General features: G+C 73.4%; 20 protein-coding genes. 12 read left to right on the top strand and 8 right to left on the bottom strand.

Going from position 1 to position 24,906, the window contains the following annotated elements; translation table 11 throughout:
• Positions 1 to 21: 21 nt before the first annotated feature.
• Positions 22 to 1,101: a glycosyltransferase family 2 protein gene (locus ACIRRU_RS14295; RefSeq protein WP_403679785.1), complete on the top strand. Its 1,080-nt coding sequence runs from the start codon at positions 22 to 24 to the stop codon at positions 1,099 to 1,101.
• Here the strand turns inward: ACIRRU_RS14295 and ACIRRU_RS14290 are convergent.
• On the bottom strand, positions 1,066 to 2,655 hold the full coding sequence (locus tag ACIRRU_RS14290) for a CocE/NonD family hydrolase (protein WP_403679782.1): 1,590 nt from the start codon (positions 2,653 to 2,655) through the stop codon (positions 1,066 to 1,068). The genes ACIRRU_RS14295 and ACIRRU_RS14290 overlap by 36 nt on opposite strands.
• A gap of 60 nt (positions 2,656 to 2,715) precedes the next feature.
• Here ACIRRU_RS14290 and ACIRRU_RS14285 point away from each other — a divergent pair, with 60 nt between their 5' ends.
• The 3 genes from ACIRRU_RS14285 to ACIRRU_RS14275 are packed head-to-tail and all read left to right on the top strand — an operon-like array spanning position 2,716 to position 6,792.
• The gene (locus ACIRRU_RS14285) at positions 2,716 to 5,187 is read left to right on the top strand and encodes an AMP-binding protein (protein WP_403679781.1); all 2,472 of its coding nucleotides are present in this window, start codon (positions 2,716 to 2,718) and stop codon (positions 5,185 to 5,187) included.
• Positions 5,184 to 6,023, top strand: a complete 840-nt coding sequence (locus tag ACIRRU_RS14280; RefSeq protein ID WP_403679778.1) for an alpha/beta fold hydrolase — start codon at positions 5,184 to 5,186, stop codon at positions 6,021 to 6,023. The genes ACIRRU_RS14285 and ACIRRU_RS14280 overlap by 4 nt, the downstream gene beginning before the upstream one ends.
• Positions 6,013 to 6,792: a nucleoside 2-deoxyribosyltransferase domain-containing protein gene (locus tag ACIRRU_RS14275; protein WP_403679776.1), complete on the top strand. Its 780-nt coding sequence runs from the start codon at positions 6,013 to 6,015 to the stop codon at positions 6,790 to 6,792. The genes ACIRRU_RS14280 and ACIRRU_RS14275 overlap by 11 nt, the downstream gene beginning before the upstream one ends.
• Here the strand turns inward: ACIRRU_RS14275 and ACIRRU_RS14270 are convergent.
• Positions 6,768 to 7,331, bottom strand: coding sequence for a GNAT family N-acetyltransferase (locus ACIRRU_RS14270; protein ID WP_403679773.1), 564 nt, complete (start codon positions 7,329 to 7,331; stop codon positions 6,768 to 6,770). The genes ACIRRU_RS14275 and ACIRRU_RS14270 overlap by 25 nt on opposite strands.
• Before the next feature lie 149 nt (positions 7,332 to 7,480).
• Between ACIRRU_RS14270 and galE the strand changes: the two genes are divergently transcribed.
• Together galE and snpA are read left to right on the top strand one after the other, a co-directional pair.
• Complete coding sequence (galE, locus tag ACIRRU_RS14265; RefSeq protein ID WP_403679770.1) at positions 7,481 to 8,476, top strand: UDP-glucose 4-epimerase GalE; 996 nt, start codon at positions 7,481 to 7,483, stop codon at positions 8,474 to 8,476.
• Between the two features lie 296 nt (positions 8,477 to 8,772).
• Complete coding sequence (gene snpA / locus ACIRRU_RS14260; RefSeq protein ID WP_403679768.1) at positions 8,773 to 9,441, top strand: snapalysin; 669 nt, start codon at positions 8,773 to 8,775, stop codon at positions 9,439 to 9,441.
• Between the two features lie 91 nt (positions 9,442 to 9,532).
• Here the strand turns inward: snpA and ACIRRU_RS14255 are convergent, their stop codons facing one another.
• Positions 9,533 to 9,928, bottom strand: coding sequence for a hypothetical protein (locus ACIRRU_RS14255; RefSeq protein WP_403679765.1), 396 nt, complete (start codon positions 9,926 to 9,928; stop codon positions 9,533 to 9,535).
• Positions 9,929 to 10,646: 718 nt separating this feature from the next.
• Between ACIRRU_RS14255 and ACIRRU_RS14250 the strand changes: the two genes are divergently transcribed.
• The 5 genes from ACIRRU_RS14250 to ACIRRU_RS14230 all read left to right on the top strand — a co-directional run bounded on the left by ACIRRU_RS14250 (position 10,647) and on the right by ACIRRU_RS14230 (position 16,264).
• Positions 10,647 to 10,979: an STAS domain-containing protein gene (locus ACIRRU_RS14250; protein WP_403679762.1), complete on the top strand. Its 333-nt coding sequence runs from the start codon at positions 10,647 to 10,649 to the stop codon at positions 10,977 to 10,979.
• A 227-nt stretch (positions 10,980 to 11,206) separates the two neighbouring features.
• Positions 11,207 to 12,826, top strand: a complete 1,620-nt coding sequence (locus ACIRRU_RS14245; protein ID WP_403679760.1) for a PP2C family protein-serine/threonine phosphatase — start codon at positions 11,207 to 11,209, stop codon at positions 12,824 to 12,826.
• Positions 12,823 to 13,914 (top strand): B12-binding domain-containing protein, encoded by a 1,092-nt coding sequence (locus ACIRRU_RS14240; protein WP_403679757.1) that lies wholly within the window; start codon positions 12,823 to 12,825, stop codon positions 13,912 to 13,914. The genes ACIRRU_RS14245 and ACIRRU_RS14240 overlap by 4 nt, the downstream gene beginning before the upstream one ends.
• Before the next feature lie 21 nt (positions 13,915 to 13,935).
• A complete protein-coding gene (locus tag ACIRRU_RS14235) occupies positions 13,936 to 14,292 on the top strand; it encodes an STAS domain-containing protein (protein WP_403679756.1) in 357 nt (118 codons plus the stop codon).
• Positions 14,293 to 14,473: 181 nt separating this feature from the next.
• Positions 14,474 to 16,264 carry a PP2C family protein-serine/threonine phosphatase gene (locus tag ACIRRU_RS14230; protein WP_403679753.1) on the top strand — a complete coding sequence of 597 codons (1,791 nt, stop codon included), beginning with the start codon at positions 14,474 to 14,476 and terminating at the stop codon, positions 16,262 to 16,264.
• Positions 16,265 to 16,269: 5 nt separating this feature from the next.
• On the opposite strand, the gene ACIRRU_RS14225 is transcribed toward ACIRRU_RS14230, so the two are convergent.
• On the bottom strand, positions 16,270 to 17,457 hold the full coding sequence (locus ACIRRU_RS14225; RefSeq protein WP_403679751.1) for a PP2C family protein-serine/threonine phosphatase: 1,188 nt from the start codon (positions 17,455 to 17,457) through the stop codon (positions 16,270 to 16,272).
• Positions 17,458 to 17,780: 323 nt separating this feature from the next.
• Between ACIRRU_RS14225 and ACIRRU_RS14220 the strand changes: the two genes are divergently transcribed.
• Positions 17,781 to 18,794 (top strand): DNA topoisomerase IB, encoded by a 1,014-nt coding sequence (locus ACIRRU_RS14220; RefSeq protein WP_403679749.1) that lies wholly within the window; start codon positions 17,781 to 17,783, stop codon positions 18,792 to 18,794.
• Positions 18,795 to 19,079: 285 nt separating this feature from the next.
• On the opposite strand, the gene ACIRRU_RS14215 is transcribed toward ACIRRU_RS14220, so the two are convergent.
• From ACIRRU_RS14215 to ACIRRU_RS14200, 4 genes are all read right to left on the bottom strand, one after another.
• Positions 19,080 to 19,457: a hypothetical protein gene (locus ACIRRU_RS14215; RefSeq protein ID WP_403679746.1), complete on the bottom strand. Its 378-nt coding sequence runs from the start codon at positions 19,455 to 19,457 to the stop codon at positions 19,080 to 19,082.
• Entirely contained in the window at positions 19,454 to 20,428 is a 975-nt protein-coding gene (locus tag ACIRRU_RS14210) for a TIGR03557 family F420-dependent LLM class oxidoreductase (RefSeq protein WP_403679744.1), read from the bottom strand. Before ACIRRU_RS14210 ends, ACIRRU_RS14215 begins: the two co-directional genes overlap by 4 nt.
• 67 nt (positions 20,429 to 20,495) lie before the next feature.
• Positions 20,496 to 22,820: a glycoside hydrolase family 3 N-terminal domain-containing protein gene (locus ACIRRU_RS14205; RefSeq protein WP_403679741.1), complete on the bottom strand. Its 2,325-nt coding sequence runs from the start codon at positions 22,818 to 22,820 to the stop codon at positions 20,496 to 20,498.
• A gap of 58 nt (positions 22,821 to 22,878) precedes the next feature.
• The gene (locus ACIRRU_RS14200) at positions 22,879 to 24,813 is read right to left on the bottom strand and encodes a cellulase family glycosylhydrolase (RefSeq protein WP_403679739.1); all 1,935 of its coding nucleotides are present in this window, start codon (positions 24,811 to 24,813) and stop codon (positions 22,879 to 22,881) included.
• Positions 24,814 to 24,906: the final 93 nt, after the last annotated feature.

Here is a 24,906-nt window from a genome sequence, read left to right as displayed (position 1 = left end):
ACGACGACAAGGAAGAACGGGATGGCCACCGACCCCATGGACGAGACCGCGGTCGACCGGGGCATCGCCCGCACCGCGGTGGTGATCGCGCTCCGCGACGACCTGCGGATCGCGGACTGCATCGCCTCCATAGACGAGGACGTGGAGATCGTCCTCGCCCTCAACGGGCCCAGCGACGCCGTCCTCAAACTGATCGCGGACCACCCGCGGGCGCTGACGGTGACCGAGATCGAGGACGTCGGCAACCTCGGCGCGGCCTACAACGCGGGAGCGGCCGCCACCGACCGGCAGTACCTGCTGCTGATGGACTCCGACTGCACCTTCGCCCCGGGCGTGGTGCGGTCCATGGTCCGCTCCGTGCTCACCGAGCCGGTGGTCAAGGGGCAGGTGGTGTACGGGGAGTCGGCGGGGCTGCTGAGCCGTCTCACCGCCCGGGTGCGGGAGTTCGACGAGGGCGACTACGTCAGCGCCCTCTCCCCGCCGCTGATCTACAACCGCGCGATCGTGGAACACATCGGTGGCTACCACTTCGACGAGCTGATCCACTGGTGCGAGGACCGGGAGTTCGACTTCCGGCTCCAGCTCGCCGGCATCCCGGTGGTGTACCTGCCCACGGCCAGGATCTTCCACGACGCCCAGCACGGCTTCGCCAACATGCGCAGTTACTTCCGCTACGGCGTCGGGGAGGGCGTCGCACAGGAGACCGGGGTGTTCACGACCCCGGCGATCCCGGTGGTGTGGCGGCTGTTCGAGGCGGCGCGGACCCTGGCGCACTGTGCCCGGGACAAGGGCCCGGGTGCGGCGGCGTACTACGCGCTGCTGAAGGCGGCCTTCCACGTCGGCACCGCGCACCACCTGCTCAACGACCCCTACCGGGTGCGCGAGCGCTATCCGGCCTCGGCGAAGCGGGCCCGGATGGTGCGCTCCATCCCGCAGCACAGCACCCGGCTGACCGGCCCGCAGCAGCGGCGGCTGCGGCGGGCGCACTGGGAGGCGGGCCGGCGGATCGAGCGGGTGGCGGACCTGTCGGTCTTCCACCCGGCCGCCGCCGGCCCGCGGGAGACCTCAGCCCTGGGCGAGGCGCGGCAGCAGCAGGCGTGAGGGGTGGTCGCCGCCGAAGTGGACCGTGTGGCGCGCGGGCGTCGGGGGGTGCACGTCGAAGCGTGGCGCGTTGCTGGCCGCGATCTCCAGGCGCACCCGGTGGCCGGGGCGGAAGACGTGGCCGACGGCGCCCGTGCGGACGGTGACCTCGACCGGTCCGCCGTCCTCGGGTGCCGCCCCGGCCGCCAGCCGCTGGACGCCGTCGCAGAGCAGTTCGGCCCGGCCGTCCGGGTGGACGTCGACGAGCTTGCCGGTGATGTCGGCGCCCGCCGCGTCGGGGGTGACGAGAACCGTGAGAGCGGTGTCGCCGACGACCGTCAGCGGTGCGGTGAGCGGGGGGCCGGTGAAGCAGAGCACGTCGGCCCGGAGCTCGACCTCGCGCTGGTCGAGCGGCCCGCAGTCGCCGCCGGTGAACTGGCCGGGCAGCGCGGTGGCCCCGCCGGTGGTGGGCACGGGGTTCGCCGGGTCGTGGCGCAGGGACCGGTGTCCCGGCTCCGCCTGGCCGGGGCCGGGCACGAGCGTGTGCCCGGCCAGGTGGAGGGCGTACTCCCCGGTTCCGGGGACGGGCCAGTCGGGGAAGGAGCGCCAGGTGTCGGCCCCGGTGAGGAAGAGCCGTACGGGGGCCTGTTCGCCACCAGGCTCCCGCCCGCGCAGATGGCGGTCGAAATGGTCCAGGTGGAGTCCGGTGACGTCGAGATGCTGTTCGTCGGCGGATATTCCGTAGCGCCGCTGCGGGAATATCCCGCCGGTGACGCAATGGGACCAGGGGCCGACCACGAGCCGCGACCCGACGCCCTGTTCACGCATTCCCCGGTAATTCTCCAGGGCTCCGGCGAGAAAGATGTCGTACCAGCCGGTGAGGTGGAGGGCGGGGGCCCGGATCGCGGGATACGACGCACGGGGCGCGATGCGCCGCCAGTACGGCGCGTCCGCGGGGGTCTCGCGCCACCGCCGGTAGTACGGGGCGAGCCGGTCGAGGAGGCCGTCCGCGGCTTCCGGGTCCCGGTAGAGGTCGTCGATCCGGTCGACCGCCTCCTCGACCCCGGCGCGTTCGGCGGGGGCCAGGCCGGCCCCGTCGAGCAGCAGGTCGTAGAGGACCCAGTAGAGGAGGAAGCCCAGTTGGAGAGCGCCGCCCTGGCGGGTCCACCCCTCGTCGAAACGGGATCCGGCCACGTGCGGCACGACGGCCCGCAGGCCGGGCGGCCGCTCGGCGGCGGCGAGCAGCGCGGCCATGGCCTCGTAGGAGCGGCCGAACATCCCCGCCGTTCCGTCGCACCACGGCTGGCGTACCGCCCAGGCGAGAGTGTCGGCGCCGTCGGCCGCCTCGTTGACGTACGGCTCGAAGACGCCGCCCGAACCGAACCGCCCCCGGACGTCCTGCACCAGCACGGCGTACCCCTCGCGCACCAGTCGCAGCCCGTCGACGGAGGCTCCGCCCGGACGCCCCGACGCCCCGTAAGGGGTGCGCCGGACGAGCACCGGGACGGGAGCGGGGATATCCGGGCGATAGAGATCCCCCTTCAATAAACAGCCGTCCCGCACAGGTATAAGCACATCACATTCCACCACCATACGCATGTCCCCCACTATTCCAGCACAGCAAGGGAATTCACAATGCGGTCCGCCGAAGTCTCTTTTCTTGAACCGTTCTTCCGGACGGCGCGCGACGATCCGGGCCGCCCGGCCGTCGTCGACAACGGGCTGGTGGTCGGATACGGCACCCTGGCGGGCTGGGCGTCGTCCGTGGCCCGGTCCCTCGCCCCGCGAACCGCGGACCCGCTGCCGCCCGTCGGCATCGTCACGCACCACTCGGCCCGCGATGTGGCGGCGATCCTCGGGGTGCTGGCGGCGGGCCGGGCGTACGTGCCGCTGGAGGCGGGCCACCCCGAGGCCCGGCTGGAGTCGGTGCTGACCCGGCTCGGCTGCCGGGAGGCGGTCGCGACCGCCGAGTCCGGCTGGCAGCCTCCGGTGGAGAGCGTGATCCGCCCCCGGTGGGCGCCCTCGGACCCGCCCCCGGCCGCCCGGGAGGGGCTGCCCTTCGCGCCCGGACCCGAGGACCCGGCGTACGTCCTGCTCACCTCCGGCTCGACCGGCGACCCCAAGGGCGTCGTGGTCCCGCACCGGGCCCCGGCGGCGGTCGTGCCGGCGCTGCGCACCCTGTACGGCGTCGACCGGGACGCGTGCGTGCTGCACTTCCACGGCGCGGGCGGCGACACCAGCCTGGAGGAGATCCTGCCGACGCTGACCGGGGGCGCCACCCTCGTCCTGGACGACGCGGCCCGGGAGGGCTTCGGGCGGGTGGTGGAGGAGCAGGAGATCACGGTCGCGGTCGTGCCGACCGGATTCTGGAACACCCTGACCGGCGATCTGCTCCACCAGGGCGCCCGGCTTCCCGAGTCGCTGCGGACGGTGGTGATCGGCGGGGAGGCGGTCCGCGCGGACATGCTGGAGCGCTGGCGGCTGCTGGACGCCGGGCACGTACGCCTGCTGAACACCTACGGCTCCACCGAGACCGCGCTCGTCACCCACGCGGCCCTCCTCGCGGGGCCGGGCGCTCCGGCGCTGCCGGAGACCGGCGGCGATCCGCCCATCGGCCGTCCGCTGCCGCACGTCACCCAGCGGATCGGCCCGGACGGCGAGTTGTGCGTGTCGGGTCCGAATCTGGCGCTCGGCTACCACGGCGCGCCGGAGGCGACCGCGGCCCGCTTCGTGGAGGAGGACGGCCGCCGGTGGTACCGCACCGGGGACATGGTGGAGGCGGACGCGGACGGCGCGCTGAGGTTCCGGGGGCGCTCGGACCACCAGGTCAAGATCCGGGGCCACCGGGTGGACCTGCTCGACGTGGAGGAGCTGATCGGGCGCTGCGAGGGGGTGGCGGCGGTGGCCGCGGCGCGCGCGGAGCGGGCCGGGCACAGCACGCTGACCGCCTTCCTCGTCCCGCTGCCGGACCGGGACCCGGACGAGGTGGTGGCGGGTGTCCGCGCACGCCTGGCGCGGACCGCTCCCCCGCACCTGGTGCCGAGCCTGATCGTGCCGGTGGGCGCGCTGGAACAGACCCACACCGGCAAAGTGGACCGCGAGGCGACCCGGGACCGCCACCTGGGCACCCGCACGGCCCCGGTGGGCTTGGCCGAGGGCACGGTGGCGGCGGACCCCGCCGGCGGACCGGTCGGCCGGGCCGGTTCCGCCGAGCTGATCGCCCACGTGGCGAAGGAGCTGGGCATCGAACTCGACCCCGCCTCGGCGCGGGACGACGAATCCGGCTGGGACTTCCGGGTCACCCACGTCCGCGCCGCCGACGGCACCGCGTGGATCCTGCGGCAGTCCCGACGCCCCGAGGCCGCGGAGCAACTGGCCGTCGAGGGCGCGGTGCTGGCCGCCGTGCGCGACCGGGTCCCGGTGCCTGTGCCGCGGTGGCATCTGCACACCCCCGGGCTGGTCGCCTACCCCAGCCTCGCCGGGGACGCGGCGGGGCAGGAGGACCCCGTCACGCTGACCTACGCCTGGTCGATGGACCCGCTGGCCCGGCCGGACCGCTACCTGGAGCCGCTGGCGCGCACGCTGGTGGCGGTGCACTCCCTGCCCCCCGACGGCCCGTGGAACACGCCGGACCGCCCGTCGGCCACGCCGGAGACCGTCCGCTCCCGGATCGCGGTGAAGCTCGACCGCGCGCGTACCGAACTCGGCCTGGAAGACGCGCGGCTGACCCGCTGGCGGCGGTGGCTGGACGACGACCGGATGTGGCCGGAGCGCCTGGTGCTGGTGCACGGGGACATCCACCCCGGCCACACGCTCGTGACCCGGCCGCGGCACGGACCGCCGGTCCTGTCGGGACTGCTCGACTGGGCGAACGCGGGCGCCGGGGACCCGGCGGCCGACTTCGCCGACATGCTCTACGCGGGCGGCGAACCGGTCCTCGACGGTCTGCTGGACGCCTACCGGGCGGCGGGCGGCGAGGTCCGCGCCGGACTGCGCGCGCACGTGCTGGCCAGGGCCTCGTTCCTGTGGATCCATGTGGCGTTGCGCGGCCTGGACACCGGGCGTCCGGCGTGGGTCGAGCTGGCCCTGTCGAGGATCGCCCGGTGACCGGCGCGAGCGGTGCGGCGGCCCGGCGGACCGCACGGGAAGCGGGGACGACGCCCGGCGGGACCCCGTACGCCCTGCACGGCGCCGGGGAGCCCGTCGTCCTCGTGGCGGGCGCGGGCGGTACGGGCAGGGTCTGGGAGCACCACACGGTCCCGGCCCTGACGGCCGCGGGCCGCCGTGTCGTCACCTTCGACCACGAGGCGGCCCATGGAGCCGAACTCGCCGCCGCCGTAAGGGAACTGCTCATCTCGCTGAAGCTGACGCCGTGCCCGGTCGTCGGACACTCCCTGGGCGCGCTGGCGGTCCAGGAGCTGCTTCTGACCGATCCGGGTCTGGTGGCCGGGGCGGTGCTCGTCGCCACCCGGGGCCGCCCCGACCCGGTCGGCGAGGCACTGACCCGGGCCGAGACCGCCTGCGCCCGAGCGGGGGTCCGGCTCCCGCCGGAGTACGAGGCGTCGGTCCGGCTGGTGCAGAACCTCTCGCCGCGGACGCTGGCCGACGAGCAGGCGGTCGAGGAATGGCTCGACGTCTTCGAACTGGCCGCGCTCACGGGAGACCGGGCCGCCCGGCCCCCGGCCCGCCCCGTGCGCAACCGGCTGGCCGAGCTCGCCCGGGTCACCACCCCGCTGCTGGTGGTCGGCTTCGCCGACGACGTCCTGGCGCCCGCCCCGCTGGGGCGCGAGGTGGCCGGGGCGGTGCCCGGCGCCCGGTACGCGGAAGTGGCGGACGCCGGTCACCTGGGCTTCCTGGAGCGGCCCGACGCCTTCCACAGCCTTCTGCTGGACTTCATCGCCTCCCTGCCCCCGACCGACCCCGGAGCCCTCCGTGTCCCCTGACTCCTCCACGTCCCCCGGCCTCGCCTCCCCCGACTCCCCCGCCACCGCGACCGACGCCGTACACGTCGTCCATGTCGGCGAGGAGGCCCCCGCGAACTGGGCGGCGGCCGTCTACCTCTGCGGGCCCACACCCGTCGATCCGGCCGATCCGTCCTGGCGTCCGGAGGCCGTCGCCGCCCTGCGTTCCGGCTGGCGGGGCGCGGGACCGCTGACCGTCTTCCTCCCCGAGCCCGCGCCGGGCGGCTCCTACCCGGCCTACCCGGACCACATCGCCTGGGAGGAGGAGGCGATGCGCCGCAGTGACGTGATCCTGTTCTGGATCCCCCGCGACATGGAGCGGCTGCCCGGCCTGGTCTCCAACATCAAGTGGGGGGCGTGGTACGACTCGGGCCGGGCCGTGCTGGGCGCCCCGCCGGAGGCCGAGCGGATGGCGTATCTACTGCACTTCGCCGAGGCCCTCGCCGTACCGGTGGAGCGGTCGCTCCCGGGGGCGGCGGGCGCGGCCCTGCGAGCGGTCGGCCCCGGCTCCCCCCGTACGGGCGGGGAGCGGTCGGTGCCCCTTCCCGTCTGGCGCTCGGAGCCCTTCCGCGCCTGGTACGCGGAGCGTACGGGGGCGGGTGACCGGCTGCTGGACGCCCGGGTGGAGTGGTACGCCCGGGAGAGGGGCGGAGCCTCCTGGCTGCTGACCGTCACCACCGCACCCAAGGGCGGGACCGCCCCCGTCGTTCACCGGCTGCTGTCGGCTCAGGAGCAGGGCTTGCTCATGTAGAGGGCGTACTCCCCGGCCGAGGAGGTGGACGCGTAGAGCGAGGTGTCCAGGCCGCAGAGGGAGAAACCCATCCGCCGGTAGGCGTGGATGGCGGGGGCGTTGACGTTGGTGACCTCCAGCCAGACGTGACCGGCGCCCCGCTCCCGGGCGAACTCCTCCGCCCGGGTCATCAGCGCCCGGCCGACGCCGCGCCCCCGGTGCCCGGGGCCGACCTCGATGTCCTCGATGGTGAGGCGACGGTTCCACGGTGCGTACGAGACGGAGACGAAGCCCGCCAGGGATCCGTCGGCGCCGAGAGCGAGGAAGGTGGGGCTGTCTCCCTCCTCCGCGTCCTCGTCGTCCCCGTCGGACTCGTCCTCGGGGAACACCTTGGTCAGGGGCGGATCCACGGGGGTCTCCCGCAGGGTGAAACCGTCCTCGGCGATCTCCACGTGGAAGACGGTCGCCGTGGTGAAGGAGCCGTCCAGCGCCTCGACGGCGTCGGTGTCCTCGGGGCGCGCGGTGCGCAGTGCGTAAGGGGTGTCATCGACAGTGGTCACGCCGTGACCCTACGACCGGCTCCCGGGAGGAGGGGCGGGATCCGGCCGCCCCCGTCGGCGGGGCCAGGGGCCCGTCCGGCCCCGGCCGATCCCCTCCGGCCCGGGACGATCCCGGCGTCCGCCGGAACGAGAAACGGGAGAGAGACATCGTGGTCAAAGTCCTTGTCGCCGGAGGAGCCGGCTACATCGGCAGCACCGTCGCTTCGGCCTGTCTGGACGCGGGGCTCACCCCCCTGGTCCTCGACAACTTCGTCCGGGGCCGACGCGAGTTCACCGAGGGCCGCATCACCTACGAGGGTGACATCGCGGACGGCTCGGTGGTCGACCGGATCTTCGCGGAACACCCGGACATCTCCGCCGTGGTGCACTGCGCGGCGCTGATCGTCGTGCCGGACTCCGTCGCCGACCCGATCGGCTACTACGAGGCGAACGTGGCCAAGAGCCTGGCCTTCGTCGGCCACCTGCACCGCAACGGCTGCGACCGCGTCATCTTCAGCAGCTCGGCCGCCGTCTACCGGGCGCAGGACGGTTCGCCCGTCACCGAGGACACGCCGCTGGCGCCGCAGAGCCCCTACGCGCGGACCAAGGCCGTCTGCGAGGAGATGTTCGCCGACATCGCCGTGGCCGGACCGCGCGTGCTGTCGCTGCGGTACTTCAACCCGGTCGGGGCCGACCCGAAGCTGCGTACCGGTCTCCAGCTCGCGCGGCCGAGCCACGCCCTGGGGGTGCTGATCCGGGCGCACCAGGAAGGCCGTCCGTTCCCGGTCACGGGGACGCACTACCCGACGCGTGACGGCAGCGGCATCCGGGACTACGTGCACGTCTGGGATCTGGCCGCCGCCCACATCGCGGCGATCGAGCGCTTCGACTCCGTCCTCACCGGGGCGAAGCGCTCGACAGCGATCAACCTGGGCACCGGCTCGGGCACCACGGTCCGGGAGTTGTGCGCCGCGTTCAACAACGTCGTCAGCACCCCGCTGGCCACCGTCGACGCCGATCCGCGGCCCGGTGACGTGGCCGGTGGCTACACCACGAGCGACCGGGCGGCCGAACTGCTCGGGTGGACACCGAAGTTGTCCCTGGAGGACGGCATCCGCTCCGCCCTGGACTGGATTCCGGTGCGCGACGCGCTGTTGAAGGACTGATCCGCTCCCCTTGACGCCGCTCCTCCTGACGCCGCTCCCCCGTGGGCCGGGGGGCCGTGGGCCGGGGCGCCGCCTCGAACGACGTCGACGCGGCGGCCGTCGGGCGAGGGGGGCGGACCGGGCGGGGGCGGCGGGGAGACGCACCGGCGGGCGGGGATAGGGCCGCGCTATCCCCGGTTGGCATCATTCCCGGCGGCCCACGGCTCCCCCACACTCTCCCCGTACCGCCCCGCGCCCCGTCCGTTCAGCGGACAACCCCCACGGCGCGGGTTCAACGGACCGTAGGAGAAATCCCCATGAGACACCTCAGAACCGCTGTCGCCACCGCCGCCGCCGGCCTCGGCCTCGTCGCCACCCTCGGCGGCGCCCCGGCGGTCTCCGCCGCTCCTGCTCCCAGCGCCTCCACCACCTCCACCGCCGCCACCGTCGCCGCGTACAACGGCTCGGCCGAGAGCGCCGCCGCGAACAAGGCGTTCTTCGACGCGGTCATGAAGTCCGCCGCCGCGAAGCGTGCGGCGGGCCCGGCGGGCACGCAGGCGGTCACCGTCACCTACAGCGCCGCCTCCGCCCCCAGCTTCCGCACCCAGATAGCCAACAGCACGCGGATCTGGAACAGCTCGGTCACCAACGTGCGGCTCCAGGAAGGCTCCAACGCCGACTTCACCTACCGCGAGGGCAACGACCCGCGCGGCTCGTACGCCTCGACCAACGGACACGGCCGGGGCTTCATCTTCCTGGACTACCGGCAGAACCAGCAGTACAACTCGACCCGGGTCACCACGCACGAGACCGGACACGTGCTCGGCCTCCCGGACACCTACTCCGGCCCGTGCAGCCAGCTGATGTCCGGCGGCGGCCCCGGCCCCTCCTGCACCAACGCCCAGCCCGACGCCAACGAGCGGGCCCGGGTCAACCAGCTGTGGCGCAACGGCTTCGCCGCCGCACTGGCGCGCTCCGCCTCCTGACTCTCCTGAACCGAGCACACCGGTACGACGCGAGGGCCGCTCCGGACGCGGAGCGGCCCTCTGCCCTAGCCGTACGGTCGTGCGACCGGAGCTACTTCAACGCGTAGGCCGCCGCCTGCGCGAGGGTGCTCGCCGCCTCCGAGCGCTCCGCCTTGGTCGACTTCTTGTCGGCCAGCACCTTGGCGGCAGCAGTGAGTATCTTCTTCTTCGGCCGACCCGAGGACGTGCTCGTCGTCTGGGACAGAGCACTCGCCGCGGCCTTCTTCTCGGACGCGGTCCGCTTCTTCGACCCCATCGTCCTGCCCGCGGCCGACGCCGCCCCGGACCGGGTCGTCTTCTTCCCGGCCGAACCGGCCTTGCCCGAGGTCTGGGACAGTGCGCTGGCAGCCGCCTTCCTGCTGCTCTTGGACTTACCGCCCTGGGCGGACCGGCCTGCCGCCGAGGCGGCCTTCGGACCCGTCGTGCCAGATGCCTTCGTCTTCGCCATGGCGCTCTCCCTGCTCATCCGTCGGTTCGGTCGTGATCGCCTGGTACCCGGACTTTCCAGAGACGAACGGCCGAGGGCGTTTCTCGTGACGGACCGCGGAGCGTTCGGGACGGCCTCCGAGGAGGAGCGCGGGAGCGCGGAGACGAGTGCGCCCCGGGCCGGCGGGGGAGCCAGGATGGTTCAACCCGGGGGCGCACTCGCACAAGAGCCGGGCGGCGGAACTCCGGGATTCCCCTTTCCCGTTGTCGTGCCACCCGTCGGCTGACGGCAGCGGACCGGCTCCTTGCTGCCGCCGCGCCTCCAGTTGTCCTTCTGGTGCCCCCGCCGCCGGGATCCGTGCTCACTCGATCAGGTGATGACACTTCGGACACCGCGTCTTCCACGAGCACCCGGGTCTTCCACGAGCACCCGGCCGGGCGTGATCCCGCGCGGTGGGGCGTGATGAACCCGCCTGGCCGCCCGCCCGGTCCGCGGTCCGGCGGCACCTCGCGGATCTCCGCACCGCCCGCGCACCTGGCAGGTGAGCGACGAATGATCCGCGCGTCGGAGGGTAGAAGCGGTTGGCCCCCGGCCCTTGCGACCAGGCGCGACCCGTCGGCCCGTCGTCCCGGAAGCGCGTCACCTCACAGCGGGCGCCGCAATGGCACGACGGCTGTCAACGCTTTATCGCACGATGGAAGGAAGGTCCGGCGTGACTGAGGGAGTATCGTCCTGCTCGGTGAGCGATCCCGTCGACGGGGTCGTCGTGGTCACGGCATCCGGTTCGTTCGACATCGATTCCGACGACGTGGTGCGCGACGCTTTTCGGGACTCGATGCGTCTCCCCGGCCATTCCGTCGTCGTGGACTTGAGCGACGTCACCTTCATGAGTTCCGACTTCCTCAACAGTCTGCTCATGCTTCAGCAGGCGCACGAGAAAACAGGCGGCCGCCTGACGCTCGTCCTTCCCGACGACCGGCTGGTGTGGGCTCCTCTGGAGACCACCGGCCTGATGAGAATATTCCGCATCGCGGAGAATCTCGGCGAAGCCCTGCGAAAGCAGAGCCAGTGACGCTTCGCGTCACCCTTCACCGCCCAAGGGCCCGAAAAGCAAGAGACCGCGTACCACGTCGGCCGACCTCGGTCGTATTCCGTTCCGCTCGCGGGATCACATCGGTCACCGCCGGTCAACTCCGTTAAGGCGCTGGACAAATCGACCTGCGAGGAGGATGGTTCCCTGAGCAGAAGCGTCTGAAATTCACGAGAGGTGGATAGAGCCCTCAGGAAGTGGTACCCCTCATGTCCTCTCCTCCGACCGGCGCACGCACCCGTGCGCTGAGCATGGTGTCGGCCGCCTCGGCCCCGTACCCCGTCGTGCTGGTGGACAGCGACGGACGGGCCCTGGACGCCAACGAAGCGGCTCGACAGGTGCTGACGGCCCCCTCCGGAGAAGCCCTCGCTCTGCCGGACTGGCTGGCCGACGTCTCGTCGTCCGAGCAGGCCCATGCCGCCTCCGGCATGATCAGCGACCGGTTCTTCTCGGCCCACCCGACGGTGCTCGACCCGGCGACCACAGCATGGTGGCTGGTCGAGGAGACCGGTCACCGGGTGACGTCCGGGGAACTCCTCGCGCACCGGCGGCACACCGCCTTCCTGGTGGAGGCCTCCAGCGCGCTGCTCGCCTCGCTCAACCTGGAGCGGTGCATGGAGACCACGGCCAGGCTCGCCGCCGAACACCTCGCGGACGCGGCCGTGGTGATAGCGCCGGGCCGCTCCCGGCGACTACCGATGGTCACCTGCGGCGACCAGGGGGAGCTGAGCCGTGGACGGCTCACCCAGCCGCCGTCCCTGGTGCCGGGGCTCGCCGAGGCACTGGAGGGCTTCCCTCCGCTGCCCGCGCGCTGGATTCGCCCGGAAGCGGTCCCCGGCTGGCTGGTGCCCGAGCGTTTCGGCCCCGTGGGCGCCGTGGCCGTGGCGCCGCTGCCGGGACACGGTGTGGGGGCGGGCGCCCTGGTCCTGCTGCGCCGGAGCGGGAAGGACTCCTTCCTGGGCTTCGAGGAGGAGCTGGCGCGCCTGTTCGCGGCGCGCGCCGGGGCCGCTATGTCGGCGGCCCGGCTCTACGCGGAGCAGGAGGCGATCTCCCGGGTGCTGATGCGCGAGTTGCTGCCGCCCGCACTGGACCGGGTGCGGGGGGTGGAGTTCGCCGGTGGCTACCGGGCCAGTGAGGACACCGAGCAGATCGGCGGCGACTTCTACGACGTCCACCCCGCCGGGGACGAGGACGGGGAGACGCTCGCCCTGCTGGGCGACGTCTCCGGCAAGGGCCTGGAAGCGGCCGTCCTGACCGGCAAGATCCGCAACACCCTGCACGCGCTGCGCACCTTGTCCGACGACCACCAGCGGGTCCTCGGCCTGCTCAACGACACCCTCCTCAGCGGCGGCGGGCCCATGAGGTTCGCCACCCTGGTGCTGGCGTCCGTGCGGCGCGAGCACCGCGACGTCGTCCTCCGGCTGACGTCGGCCGGGCACCCCGTGCCCCTGATCGTCCGACGTCAGGGGCGTGTCGAGGAGGTGCCCACCTCCGGAAGCCTGATCGGCGCGCTGCCCCGGATCACCTCCCGCACCGCTACGGTGCGCCTCGCCCCCGGGGAGAGCTGCGTGCTCTACACCGACGGCGTGACCGAGGCGCGCGGCGGCCCCCGGGGCACGGCCATGTTCGGCGACGAGCGGCTGCGGCACCTGCTGCGCGGCTGCGCCGGAATGCCCGCGCAGGCCGTGGTCGAGCGGATCCGGATGACCCTCGCCCAGTGGATCGGCGAGCGGGTCCACGACGACATCGCGGTCATGTCGATCACCGCGCCCCGGTCCCATCACCTCACCGCCGTCGACGGCACCACTCCAGGCAGGTACACCGCGTGAGCACGTCCCCCGACACTCCGGCGCACCGTATCGGTGCCAGGGCGCAGGCATCCGAGGATGCCGCGCGCGCCTGGCCGTGGGCGGAGAAGCTGTGGAGCGCGCTGCGCTCCTGGGACGAGTACGGGGCGCTCGACGTCGTGGAGTCCGCGCTGGACTCCGGCCTGGACGTCGAATCGGTTCTGCTCGACGTGATCGGCGCCGCCCAGCACCACGTGGGTATCGAGTGGGCCGCCGACCGGATGAGCGTGGCGGACGAGCACACCGCCACCGCCATCAACGAACGGGCCGTGGCGGCCCTGCCGATCCCCCGGCCCGAGAACGAACGCGGCCGGATCGTCGTCGCCTGCGTCGATCAGGAGTGGCACGGCCTGCCCGCGCGGCTACTGGCCGAGACCCTCAAACTCCGCGGCTGGCGGGTCGACTACCTCGGCGCCCAGGTCCCCACCGGTCATCTGGTCGGCCGTCTGCACCGCAGCCGTCCCGACGTGGTGTGCCTGTCCAGTTCGCTGCCCACCCGGCTGCCCGTGGCCCACGGAGCCATCACCGCCTGCCAGGCCACCGGTGTTCCGGTCATGGTCGGCGGAGCGGCCTTCGGTCACGACGGCCGCTACGCCCGGTCGCTGGGCGCCGACGGCTGGGCACCGCAGGCTCGGGCGGCCGCGGACCAGCTCGCCGCGGGCATCCCGGCGCGCCCGGCCGCACCGCGGCTGACGGTGCACGATCTGCCGCATCTGGAGGATCAGGAGTACACCTACGTCTCCTTCTCCGCCTCGCGGCTGCTGGCGTACGTCCTCGACGGCCTGGAGGAGCGTTTCCCCGCGATGCGGGAGTACAGCGTCCACCAGCGGGACCGTACGGAGGAGGACCTGGCGCAGATCATCGACTTCCTCGCCGCCGCCCTCTACATGGACGAGCCGGACATCTTCAGCGGCTTCCTGCTGTGGACGGCCGAGATCCTCGAAGCGCGTCACGTCCCGGCCCGCTCCCTGGCACCGGCGCTGGACCTGCTGGCCGAGGACCTCCGCGATTTTCCCCGCGCGCTCGTTATGCTCGATGCCGGAAAAAGGAATCTGCCCTCCGCCATCTGACCCCGACCCGCTGGACACGTAGTGACGACCCCCTCTGATCCCCGCCGTCCCGCCGCTGAGAACCACGGCGGGACGTCCGGGAGCACCCTGGCCCTGATCGGGGACCTGGACTACGCGACCAGCGGAGACCTTCTGACGCGCGCCGCCCACGCGCTGGCCGCCGCCGACGGAGCACACGGCCTGGCCGTCGACTGCCACCGGCTGGCGTTCATCGACTCCGTCGGCCTCTCCAGCCTCCTGCAGATCCGTCAGGACGGCGCCGCCCGGGGCATCGCCGTCCGGCTCGTCCGGATCGGCCCTCGGCTGCGGCGGCTCCTGGAGCTCACCGGCACCTACGATCACCTCACCGCGGGGGCGCCCCGCAGCGAGCACGGCTGACGCCGACGCCACCGTCCGGCGTCCGGGACGCGGCCGGATCCGCTCGGGCCGGACCGGGTGCGACGGCGCTTTGGGCGGCCTCCGCGGAACTCCGGGGGGGCAGGCACCTCTAGCCTGTTCGGTAGAGTCTGCCAACTGCCCCGACGCCGTCACGAGCGGGCGGCGCAGGGACGATCCGGCGATGAGAGGACCTGTGGAGCGCTTTGCCCGTCTGACAGTCAGTGTGCTGGGGGCGTCCAACGCGGTGGTCGCGCTGACCACGTCATTGCCTGGCCGTGAGCAGCGTCTTGAGGTCGCCGAGAGCCAGCCGCCCGGGGCGCCGGAACCCCCTCCGAGGCTGGTGCGGCAGTTGCGGCGGGTGGCCCGGGAGGAATGCCTGATCGCGGAGGACACCGGCCCCGCGGCCGTGGCCGCCGACCCCGAGGTCAACCACCCGGCGTTCCTCGGGGTCCCTCTTCAGGGTGAGCGTGGGGAGCTGCTGGGAGTCCTCGCCGCCGTCGACGCCGCTCCGCGCACGTGGAGCGCGCAGGACGCACGGGACCTCGAGGACCTGGCGGGTGCGTGCGCGGCGGAGCTGCGGCTGCGGGCCAGCGAGGCGCGCGCTCACGACGCCCGGCTCGGGGCCGAGCGGGCGCGGCACGAGGCGGAGGAGGAGACCGGACGGGCTCACGTCGGGGCGCGGGAGCTGGAGAGCCGACTGGTGCGGTCGGAACTGCTGCTCCGCGCGGCGGAGCAACTCGCGGACACCTCCGGCCTGGACGATGTGCGGCGCACGGTGAGCGAGCTGGTCAGCGGCGATCTGAAGCCCGCTTACGTGGGCCTGGTGCTGCGGGAGAGGGACGGGGTGCTGCGCCGGGCGGTGGACGCCGCGAGCACGCCGACGCCGCTGGAGCGGGAGATGCCGCTCTACAGCGTGTCGGACGACTGGCCCTCGGCGCAGGCCGCCCGCGAGAACCTCATCGTGAGCGTTCCCGACCGCCGGACCCTGATCCAGGAGTACGACCCGCGCACGGTGGCGGTGTTCGACGCGATGGGTCTGTGCTCGGCGGTGTGCGTACCGCTGCCGTCCAGCCGGCGGCCCACCTCGGGAGCGCTGGTAGCCGCCTGGGACGAGCCTCATGCGATCGGGGTGCACGAGCGGGCCGTGCTGACGGCCATCGCCGGGTACACCGCGCTGGCGGTGGAACGCGCCCTGCATCTGGACGAACGGATCAGCGTCGCCCGGCAGTTGCAACAGGCCATGCTCACCGACCTGCCGAGAGTTCCGGGACTCGAACTGGCCGCCCTGTACCGGCCGGCCGACGACCAGGAGATGGTCGGGGGCGACTGGTACGACGCCTATCCGCTCCCCGGGGCGACGGCGGACGAGGTACGAGGACCGCTGGCCATCACCATCGGTGATGTGACCGGGCACAACACGCGGGCCGCCACACTGATGGGGCAGGCCCGCAGCATGCTGCGTCAGGCCGATGTGGAACGGGCGGACAGCCCGGCCTCGGCGCTCGCCTCCATCGAACGCGCCAACGACCTTCTGGGCACCGGGATCAGCGGCACCCTCGTCCACGCCCATCTCATCCCCCGCCCCGGGGGCCGGTGGCTGCTGCGCTGGACCAACGCGGGCCACCCGCTGCCCCTGCTGGCCCACCCGCACCACGGCACGGAGCAACTCAGCCAGCACTCGTGGCTGCTGTATCCGGGGTTGGTGCCGAACAGGGAACGCCCCGTCCACGAGCGGGTGCTGGAGCCCGGTGCGGTGCTGCTGCTCTACACCGACGGCCTGGTCGAGCACCGCGGCCGCGACTCCGACGTCCTCGTCAAGGAGGCAGCCGGGCATCTGACCCGGGCGGTCGCCGAGCACACTCCGCTGCCGCGGCTGCTCGACGTCCTCGCCGACAGCCTGGGCGGACGGGAGCGGGCGGACGACCTGGCGTTGCTCGCCGTGCGCGTCGACGACATCCCTGAGGGGGCGTGAGGGGGCTACGGCATGTGCCGGGGCGCGGCCGGGCCGTGCCAGTCGAGGCACAGCACCGTCGCGTCGTCCTGGAGCCGCCCGCCCGAGGCGCGCAGGATGAGGGAGGCCACATGCCTCACGACCTCACGGGGGTGCTCCCCCGCCGTGTCCCGCAGCGCCTCGCGCAGGTCGACGGACTGGGCGGCGCGGTCCTGGGCTCCGTCGGTGTGCAACAGCAGCCGGTCGCCGGGGCGCAGGTCCAGCTCCTGCACGGTGAAGCTCCTCGGGTGGGCGAGGACCCCGAAGGGGAGGTCGACGCAGAGCCTGACCTCCGACACCTGCCCCCCGCGCATCCTCAGCGGCCACGGATGTCCGGCGTTGAGGATCTGGGCCCCGCTGCCGTCCAGGCCCACGCACAGCAACTGACCGGTGGCGTGCAGGCCCGGCAGGTGTTCGCGCAGCGCCTCGTGGACGCGCTCGCCCTGCTCGGCGAGGCCGAGTCCTTCTCTGCGGGCGGCTCGGGCGGCGTTGACCAGCAGCGTCGCCAGAAGCGCGGAGTGGGTGTCGTGCCCCATCGCGTCGGTGACGGACAGGTGCAGGGTGTCGCGGTCCAGGCTGTAGTCGAAGGTGTCGCCGCCGATGTCGTCGGCCGGCAGCAGGGCACCGGCCAGCGCGAACTCGGGGGCCTCGCACGAGGGGGCCGAGGGCAGCAGCTGGTGCTGGATCTCGGCGGCCAGGCTGAACGGGGTCGTCCGGCGGCGCCCGTGGTACAGGTCGGTGAACCGGCGGTCGGTGACCACGACGTACGCCAGCGCGTGCGCGGCGTCCGCCACCCGGTCGAGCGTCTCCTCGTCGGCGTCCCGCAGGAAGAGCTCCAGCACGCCGATCGGGTCGCCGCGGTTGGAGACCGGCGCGACCACCCTCTCCTCGCCCTGTTCCGTGCCCACGTGGTGGAGCAGCTTCTGCGTGCGCAGCACCTCCTCGTAGACCGTGTCCTGGAGGTCGATCACGTCCTCGTCCCGCCCGGGGCCGGGCTTGGCGTCCTCGCCGACCCGGACCACGGCCTGTCCCACCACGTCCAGGAAGAGGAAGGAGACCCGGTGGGCGCCGATGCTCTCCCTCAGGTAGGCAGCCACGACGTCCAGCGAGCGCGCGGGGGCCTCGGCCTCCGCGGCGTTCAGGATCTGCGTCAGTGTCGACCGAACGTAGGACATCGCCCCTCCTCATCACCTCGCGTCACTGCCGGGAACCTCAGTGGACGCGCATGTCCCCCGTATGCCCCGTGGCCACCCAAGCAGCCCCTTCGGCGGCGGAGGAGCCCTATCGGGTGACCCTTCTCGCGGGCCCCTCCTCCGCCGAGCGCCCGCGCGGGCCGGGCCGCTCGGCGGAGCGGGGGCTCCGGTCGCGCACGCGGTCACGTTAAAGGGCATTCTCGGGGGTATCCGGATAAGCGCGGCGGAAACGGCCCCTGCCGCTCCGGCGGCGGCACGACGCCGTCGGACCACGTCGTCCGCGGGCGTGCCACAAGGAGAAACCGTTGCGTTTGTACCACAGCCGCCCCACCGACCCGGGATATCTGCGGCGGCACCACGGCAAGGGGTTCCGGTATCTGACTCCGACCGGTCTGTCACTGCGTGACAAGGATCAACGGCGGCGCATTCTCGCCCTGGTCATTCCGCCCGCCTGGCGGGAGGTGTGGATCTGCACGAAGGCCAACGGGCATCTCCAGGCCGTCGGCACGGACGCCGCGGGACGGCGGCAGTATCTCTACCACCCGCAGTTCCGGGCCGAGCAGGAGATGGCCAAGCACGAGCACGTCCTGGACGTCGCCGAGGTGCTGCCGACGTTGCGGGAGACCGTCGAGGGCCATCTCGCCGATCGCGGGCTGACCCGGCAGCGGGTGCTGGCCACCGCCGTACGCATGCTGGACCTGGGCTTCTTCCGTATCGGCAGCGAGCGTTACACCGAGCTGAACAACAGCTACGGACTCACCACCCTCACCCGCGCGCACACCCGGTGCCAGGCGGGCAAGGTGACGCTCACGTACACCGGTAAGCACGGCAAGGACCAGGTGCAGGCCATCGTGGACCCGCTGGCCTGCCGCAGTCTGACCGCCATGAACCGCAGGAGGGGCGGCGGCGACCGGCTGCTCGCCTTCTGGGAGCGGCCCACGTGGCACAACGTGAACGGTGAGGACGTCAACGCCTATCTCCGGGAGGTCGCCGGTCTGGAGATCACGGCGAAGGACTTCCGGACCTGGCACGCCACGGTGATGGCGGCGATCGCGCTGGCCGTCTCGCAGGGCAGCTCGCACAGCGAGACGGCGCGCCGCCAGGCCATCGCCCGCGCCGCCCGGGAGGTCTCCCACTACCTGGGCAACACTCCGGCGGTGTGCCGCGCGTCCTACATCAACCCGCGCATCGTCGAGCTGTACGAGAAGGGCGTCACGATCGCCGCCGCGCTGCCGCACCTCGGCGACGAGGGGACCTGGGGTGTTCCGGCGACCCAGGGCGCCGCCGAGCAGGCGGTCCTGTCCGTGCTGCGCGGGTAAGGGCTCCCGGCGCTCCACGCCGACGAGCGCGCCCCGGGCCGGCGGGGGAGCCGGAATCACTCAACCCGGGTGCGCGCTCGCGGTGGTGCGGGCCGCTCGGCTCCGGGACTCCCCTTACCCGTGGCCTCGCCGCCCGCCGGCTGACGGCAGCGGACGGGCTGTCACTGCCGCCGCGCCTTCAGTTGTTCCTCTCGTGCCCTCGACCGCGCGATCCGTGCTCACTCGATCGGGTGATGCCGCTCAGGACGCTCCGCTCGCCGTCCGGCGTCCGTCTGCTCCGGTCCGCTACCCGCGGCCGGTGTGCTCCTCCAGCCAGCGCAGGCCCTCGCTCCAGCGCCGCTCGCGTTCGGCGGCGGACTGCTCCCACCAGGGGTCACCGCGCTCCCCCAGCGCGACCTTGGACCGCTGCACCCTCTCCCGCGCCCGGCGCAGCGCGGTGTCGTCGTCGGCCCGGCCGGCCTCCTTCACGGCCCGGCGTGCCGCCATGAGGTGGGAGCGCAGGGCGGCCGCCTCGGCCTCGGGGATGTCCGGGTCGGTGGCCCGCCAGCGGCGCCCGTCGATCAGGACGTACCGGCCGTCGTCGGTGCGGTCCGGGCCTGAGCGCTCCGTCGGCGGGTCGTCGCGGCCCGCCCGGCGGCCGCCTCCCGTGGTTCGCGGGCTCACGGGGTGTTCGGGGTCAACTGCCGGATGCGGCTGTCGAGTTCGCTCCGGTAGAAGTCGATGAAGCCGTCGGGGTCGGGGCCCGCGTTCTGCATGACCAGCCGGTCGTAGCCCGCGTCGACGAACGGCTGGGCCACCTCCACGTACCGGTCGGGGTCCGCTCCGCAGGCGAACTTCTCCAGCATGTCCTCCTCGCGCACGGTGGTCGTCGCGGCCTCGAAGTTGACCGGGTTGGGCAGCTCACTCATCACCTTCCAGCCCGTCACCGCCCACCGTGACGTCTCGTGGGCGGCGCGGGCGGCGGCGTGAGCGTCGGGCGCCCAGGCCACCGGGACCTCCGCGTAGCAGGGCCCGGTGCCGCCGGCCTCGCGGTAACCCCGGACGATGCCGGGCTTGTCCTCGGTGGCGAACAGGGCGTCCCCCAGTCCGGCGGCGAGCCGGACCGACTCCTTGCCGCTGGCGGCCACGGCGATCAGGGGCAGTTCGTCGGGGAGGTCGAAGACCCGGGCGTCCTGGAGACGCAGGTGCTTGCCCTCGTAGGACCGGTAGCCGCCGCTCCACAGCAGCCGGATGATCTCCAGGGCCTCGATGAGCATCTCGTGGCGGGTGCTGACCGCGTCGGGGTAGCCGGGGCCGACGACGTGCTCGTTCAGCCGCTCGCCGGAGCCGACTCCCAGGACGAAGCGGCCCTCCGAGAGCAGGGCGAGGGTGGCGGCGGCCTGGGCGATGACGGCGGGGTGGTAGCGCACGGTCGGGCAGGTCACCCCGGTCGCCAGGCCGATCCGGGTGGTCTTCGCGGCGATGCTTCCCAGCACCGTCCAGGCGAACGGCGAATGGCCCTGGTTGTCGAGCCAGGGGTGGAAGTGGTCGCTGATCTCGACGAAGTCGAAGCCCGCCTCCTCGGCGCGTACGGCCTGCCTGACCAGCTCCGCCGGGCCGAAGGCCTCTGCGGCCAGCTTGTATCCCACCTGCATGTGTTCCTCGTTCCGCGTACGTCCTGACCGGTTTTGTCCGCACAGGGGTACCCCACGATCGCCGCGCCTAACGCCGTCCGCGCGGCGGGGCGGCCGGGTGCACGGTGAGCCGGGCCTCCCGCGTGCCGGCCGAGGAGGGGCCGGTCCCGATGGCGAACTCACCGGCCTCCACCACCCGGTCCCCCGACCGGGAGACCGAGGCCAGTACCTGGGCGTCGACCGGGAAGGTGACCTCGGCGGCCTCCCCGGGCGCGAGGTCGACGCGCCGGAAGCCGCGCAGTTCCCGCACCCGGGGCCAGGACGTTCCGCCGAGCACACGGCGTACGTAGAGCTGGACCGTCTCCCGCACCGGCCTCTCCCCCGTGTTGCGCACCTCCACCACGCAGCTCACCGGCGCCCCGTCGCGGCCCGCGCCGAACGCGGTCACGGCGGCCTCCGGCCGGGTGAGGCGCGGGGCGCCGTACTCCACCGTGGTGTAGGAGAGGCCGTGTCCGAAGGTGTACCGGGCGGTGGCGGGCTGGTCGACGTAGCCCCGGTAGCCGTGGTCCTTAACGTTGTAGTAGACCGGCAGGTGGGCGGCCGAGCGGGGTACGGAGACCGGGAGCCGACCGAGGGGCTCCGCCGCGCCGAGCAGCACGTCGGCCACCGCGCGCCCGCCCCAGGGGCCCGGGTACCAGGCGCTGAGCACCGCAGCCGCCCGTCCGGTCAGGTCCGACAGCGCGTGCGGCCGCCCCTGGACCAGCACGACCACCACCGGCACGCCCGTCGCCGCGACCGCGTCGAGGAGCGCCGACTGCCCGGCGGGGAGGGCGAGTTCGGCCAGGTCCACCCCTTCGCCGCAGGTCATTGCGCCGGGGTCGCCGGTGACCCGGGCCGCGCCGTTGGCGTCGAAGTGCGTCTCGGCGGCGCGGGCACTGGACCCGCCGAGCGCCAGCACGGCGGCGTCCGCCCCGGACGCCGCCGCCACCGCCTCCGGGATCCCGGACCGGTCCGCCCCGACGAGGTCGCAGCCCCGGGCGTGGACGATCTCGGTGTCCGCCGGTGCGGCCGCCCGCAGCCCGTCGAGGAGGCTGACGCCGGTGCCGGGGCGCTGGGGGGCGGTGTAGTCGCCGAGCTGCTGCGGTACGGAGTCGGCGTTCGGGCCGAGGACCGCGATCCGGGTCCGGGCGGTGAAGGGCAGCGTCACCCCGTCGTGCGCGAGGAGGGTGACCGACTCCCGGGCGAGGCGCTCGCTCAGCTCACGCGGTCCGGCGACCGGCGGGCGCTGCCCGGTGTACGGCTGCTCGAAGAGGCCCAGCCGGAACTTCAGCGCCAGGACCCGGCCCACCGCCGCGTCGAGGGCCGTCCGATCGACGAGCCCCCGGTCGACCGCCTCCGCCAGGCGGGGGAAGCAGTCGTCCCACAGGCTCAGGTCGGTACCGGCGGCGAGCGCCATCGCCCCGGCGGCCGCCGGGTCCCCGGCGAGCCGCACCAGCCGGTCCAGGGCCAGCCCGTCGGCCATGACCACCCCGTCGAACCCCCACTTCTCCCGCAGGATGCCGGTCAGCAGCTCCCGGTTGGCGGCGCAGGGCAGCCCGTCGAACTCGTTGTACGCGGCCATCACTCCGGCCGCCCCGGCCCGGACCCCGGCGAGCGCCGCCTCCAGGTGGATCTCGTGGAGTTCCCGGGCGCCCAGCTCGGTGGCCGCGCTGTTGCGCCCGCCGACGGTCGCCCCCTGGCCCGCCAAGTGCTTGAGCACGACGGCCGCCCGGTCGGGCGCGATCCGCTCCCCGGGCGGCCCCTGGGCCCCGCGCACCAGCGCCTCGGTGAAGCGGGCCGCCAGGTAGGGGTCTTCGCCGAAGCACTCCTCCGACCTGCCCCAGCGCGGGTCGCGCACCAGGTCCAGCGCGGAGACCAGGGCCACATGTCCGCCCCGGGCGCGCAGTTGTGCGGCGGCCGAGGCTACCGCAGCCTCGTACAGCTCCGGGTTCCAGGTGGCCCCGACCGCCAGGTTCACCGGCAGCAGGGTGCCGTCCAGCGCCTGGTGGCCGTGCGGCATCTCCTCCACCATCAGGACCGGGATGCCCAGGCGGGTGTTCTCCACGACGTGGCGCTGCACGGCGTCGGAGACCCGCGCACCGTCCCCCGCGCCGATGCCGGTCCCGGCCGTCACCCCCGACCAGGGGTCGGCGCGTTGCAGGCCGTACAGCGCGCCCATCCCGTCGAAGGCGGCGACCTCGGCGCGGAAGGCGTCGGTCAGCCGGTGTCCGGCGGGCGTCGCCTCGTAGGCGTGCCAGCCGTACATCCGCTGGTTGACCTGCCCCACCTTCTCGGTGAGGGTCATCCGCCCGAGCAGGTCGCGCACCCGGGTGGCGACGGGGGCGGCGGGGTCGCGGTAGCGGGGTTCGGCCATGACGGGGGCTCCTGGGCTGACGGTGGAGGCGGTCGCGGGTCGCTCGGGGTGGAGGGGTTCAGCGCTGTTCCAGGACGCGCACCCCGTACGGCGGCAGCGTCACCTCGTGCAGCGGTTCCCCGTCGTCCAGGCCGTGCAGTACGCCGTCGGCCGCCGGGCGCACGGTCAGCTCGGTCTCGGACTGGCTGACCAGCCAGACGAAGCGCCTGCCGTCCTCGTGCACGAGGGTGTCGGCGGCGACGTACGGACTGTCCACCGTGACCGGCCGGGCCGCTCCGGCGACCTGGGCGAGCGCGGCGTACAGGCGGTGCGTCCGCTCCGGGTTGACGCGGGCGGTGCGGGCCGCCATGTGTTCCAGCGGGTAGGTGGCCAGGACCGCGCGGCCCTCCCCGAGGTCGTGGCACAGCAGCGCGGGGCGGCCGTGCGCGTCGGTGGCGACGACGCGGGCGCCCCGGGGGACGACCGGGAGGTAGGCGCGGCTGTCCTCGTTCCCGGCGACCGGGAAGGTCAGGGTCTCCCCCTGGGCGATGGTCCCGAAGTCCTCGGTGAACGTCATCGTCAGGACGTCGTCCTCGATCGGCTCCGCTACGCCGTACGACAGCTGGAGCTCCACGCCGAACAGTCCGTCGAGGTCGTCGAACCACGGTCCGCGGGTGCCCGGGTGTTCGCCCGAGCAGAACGACAGATAGACCGTGGCGCCCTCCCGGGCCCGGCGCTCCAGCGTCCGGCGGGTGCGGGTGGTGAACTGCCGGGTCGACGGCAGGAGGTAGAGCGCCGCGTCCTCGGGCAGTCCGTCGGCCTCCCGGGCCAACGCGACCGGCAGGTCGGCGGCGCGCGCCGCGACGTACCCCTGGTGCAGGGAGGTGAAGATCAGCGGCCGGTCCGCGGGGCGGCTGTAGGGGTAGCCGCGCTCCAGGAAGGCGGGCACCACGAGCGCGGCGTCCGCGTCGGCGCGTCGGCAGCGGGGGAAGTCGACCTGCTTCAACACCCGCGCGAATGCGCCCAGTTCACGCAGCGGCTCCTTGGGGCGGCCGGAGCTGTCGGTGATGCCGAAGTGCATCTCGAAGGGGTGGTGGTCGTAGGGGGACTGGTCCCACAGGCCGTCGTAGTCCGTGTTGTTCCAGGCGATCCAGCCGGTCGCGCCGCCGAGCAGCGAGTTGTGCAGGGTCTGCCGGTAGAAGACGCCCGCGTTGGCCCCGGAGACGGTGTCGGTGGAGAGGCCGAACTCCTCCAGCACCACCGGCTGCCCGGTGACGGCGGCGAGTTCGCACTCGAAGGCGGCCCGGTAGTGCTGCCGGGGGCGGTCGGTGTCCGAGCGGTAGACGTGCGGGCCGACGAAGTCGACGTACTCGGCGGTGTCGCGCAGCGAGAACCCGTTGTCGCGGCCGGTGACCTCGATGCCCCACGCCCCGTCGCCCAGCGACACCGGCTGGGTGCCGCCCGCGGCGCGGACGGCGTCGCACATGAACTGCGCCCAGGCCGTCACGACGTCCCCGGCGGGCGGGTTCTCCTGGTAGATCCGCCCGTAGCCGGGCATCTCGTTGGTGATCAGCCAGCCGGTGACGGCGGGGTGGTCCTTGAACCGCCGGGTCATCTGCGAGACGAACCAGGCCTGCCGCCCGACCAGCCACACGTCCTCGTAGAGGTCCCGACCGCCGCGCCAGACCGGGTCCCAGTTCTCCCCCGACATGTGGCCGACGATGAACGTCGGGACGGTCCCCAGGCCCGCCTCGGTGTGGGCGTCGAGGAAGTCCCGGAAGCGGTCGCAGAGTTCCTCGTCGATCCGGCCGGGCTCGGGGTGGAAGTCCGGCCAGTAGAAGAAGGAGCGGGTCATGGTCAGGCCGTGCTCCCGCAGCACGGCCAGCTCCTCGCGCACCGTGCCCGGGTCGTAGTTCCGCCACATAAGGGGCCCGCCGGTGCGGGACCAGAAGTTGGCGCCGAGCCAGGGCAGCACGGCGTGGTCATGGGTGAGCTGGGCGCTGTGGCGTCGCATGATCCTTCTCGGATGCTCTCGGCGGTACGGGGTCGGGGTGCCGGTCGCGGCAAGGGTGCGGCCGACGGTGGTACGGGGCGGGCCGGGCGGCCC

This window comes from Streptomyces sp. NPDC101181, from assembly GCF_044767975.1.
GTDB lineage: Bacteria > Actinomycetota > Actinomycetes > Streptomycetales > Streptomycetaceae > Streptomyces.
The sequence above is the reverse complement of the archived record's forward strand: the minus strand, read 5'-3'. Positions and strand labels throughout refer to the sequence as shown.

Coding starts and splice junctions, on each gene's coding strand:
- ACIRRU_RS14295 (WP_403679785.1), top strand. CDS start 22: ATGGCCACCGACCCCATGGACGAGACCGCGGTCGACCGGGGCATCGCC.
- ACIRRU_RS14285 (WP_403679781.1), top strand. CDS start 2,716: ATGCGGTCCGCCGAAGTCTCTTTTCTTGAACCGTTCTTCCGGACGGCG.
- snpA (WP_403679768.1), top strand. CDS start 8,773: ATGAGACACCTCAGAACCGCTGTCGCCACCGCCGCCGCCGGCCTCGGC.
- ACIRRU_RS14255 (WP_403679765.1), bottom strand. CDS start 9,928: ATGGCGAAGACGAAGGCATCTGGCACGACGGGTCCGAAGGCCGCCTCG.
- ACIRRU_RS14245 (WP_403679760.1), top strand. CDS start 11,207: ATGTCCTCTCCTCCGACCGGCGCACGCACCCGTGCGCTGAGCATGGTG.
- ACIRRU_RS14230 (WP_403679753.1), top strand. CDS start 14,474: ATGAGAGGACCTGTGGAGCGCTTTGCCCGTCTGACAGTCAGTGTGCTG.
- ACIRRU_RS14225 (WP_403679751.1), bottom strand. CDS start 17,457: ATGTCCTACGTTCGGTCGACACTGACGCAGATCCTGAACGCCGCGGAG.
- ACIRRU_RS14210 (WP_403679744.1), bottom strand. CDS start 20,428: ATGCAGGTGGGATACAAGCTGGCCGCAGAGGCCTTCGGCCCGGCGGAG.
- ACIRRU_RS14205 (WP_403679741.1), bottom strand. CDS start 22,820: ATGGCCGAACCCCGCTACCGCGACCCCGCCGCCCCCGTCGCCACCCGG.
- ACIRRU_RS14200 (WP_403679739.1), bottom strand. CDS start 24,813: ATGCGACGCCACAGCGCCCAGCTCACCCATGACCACGCCGTGCTGCCC.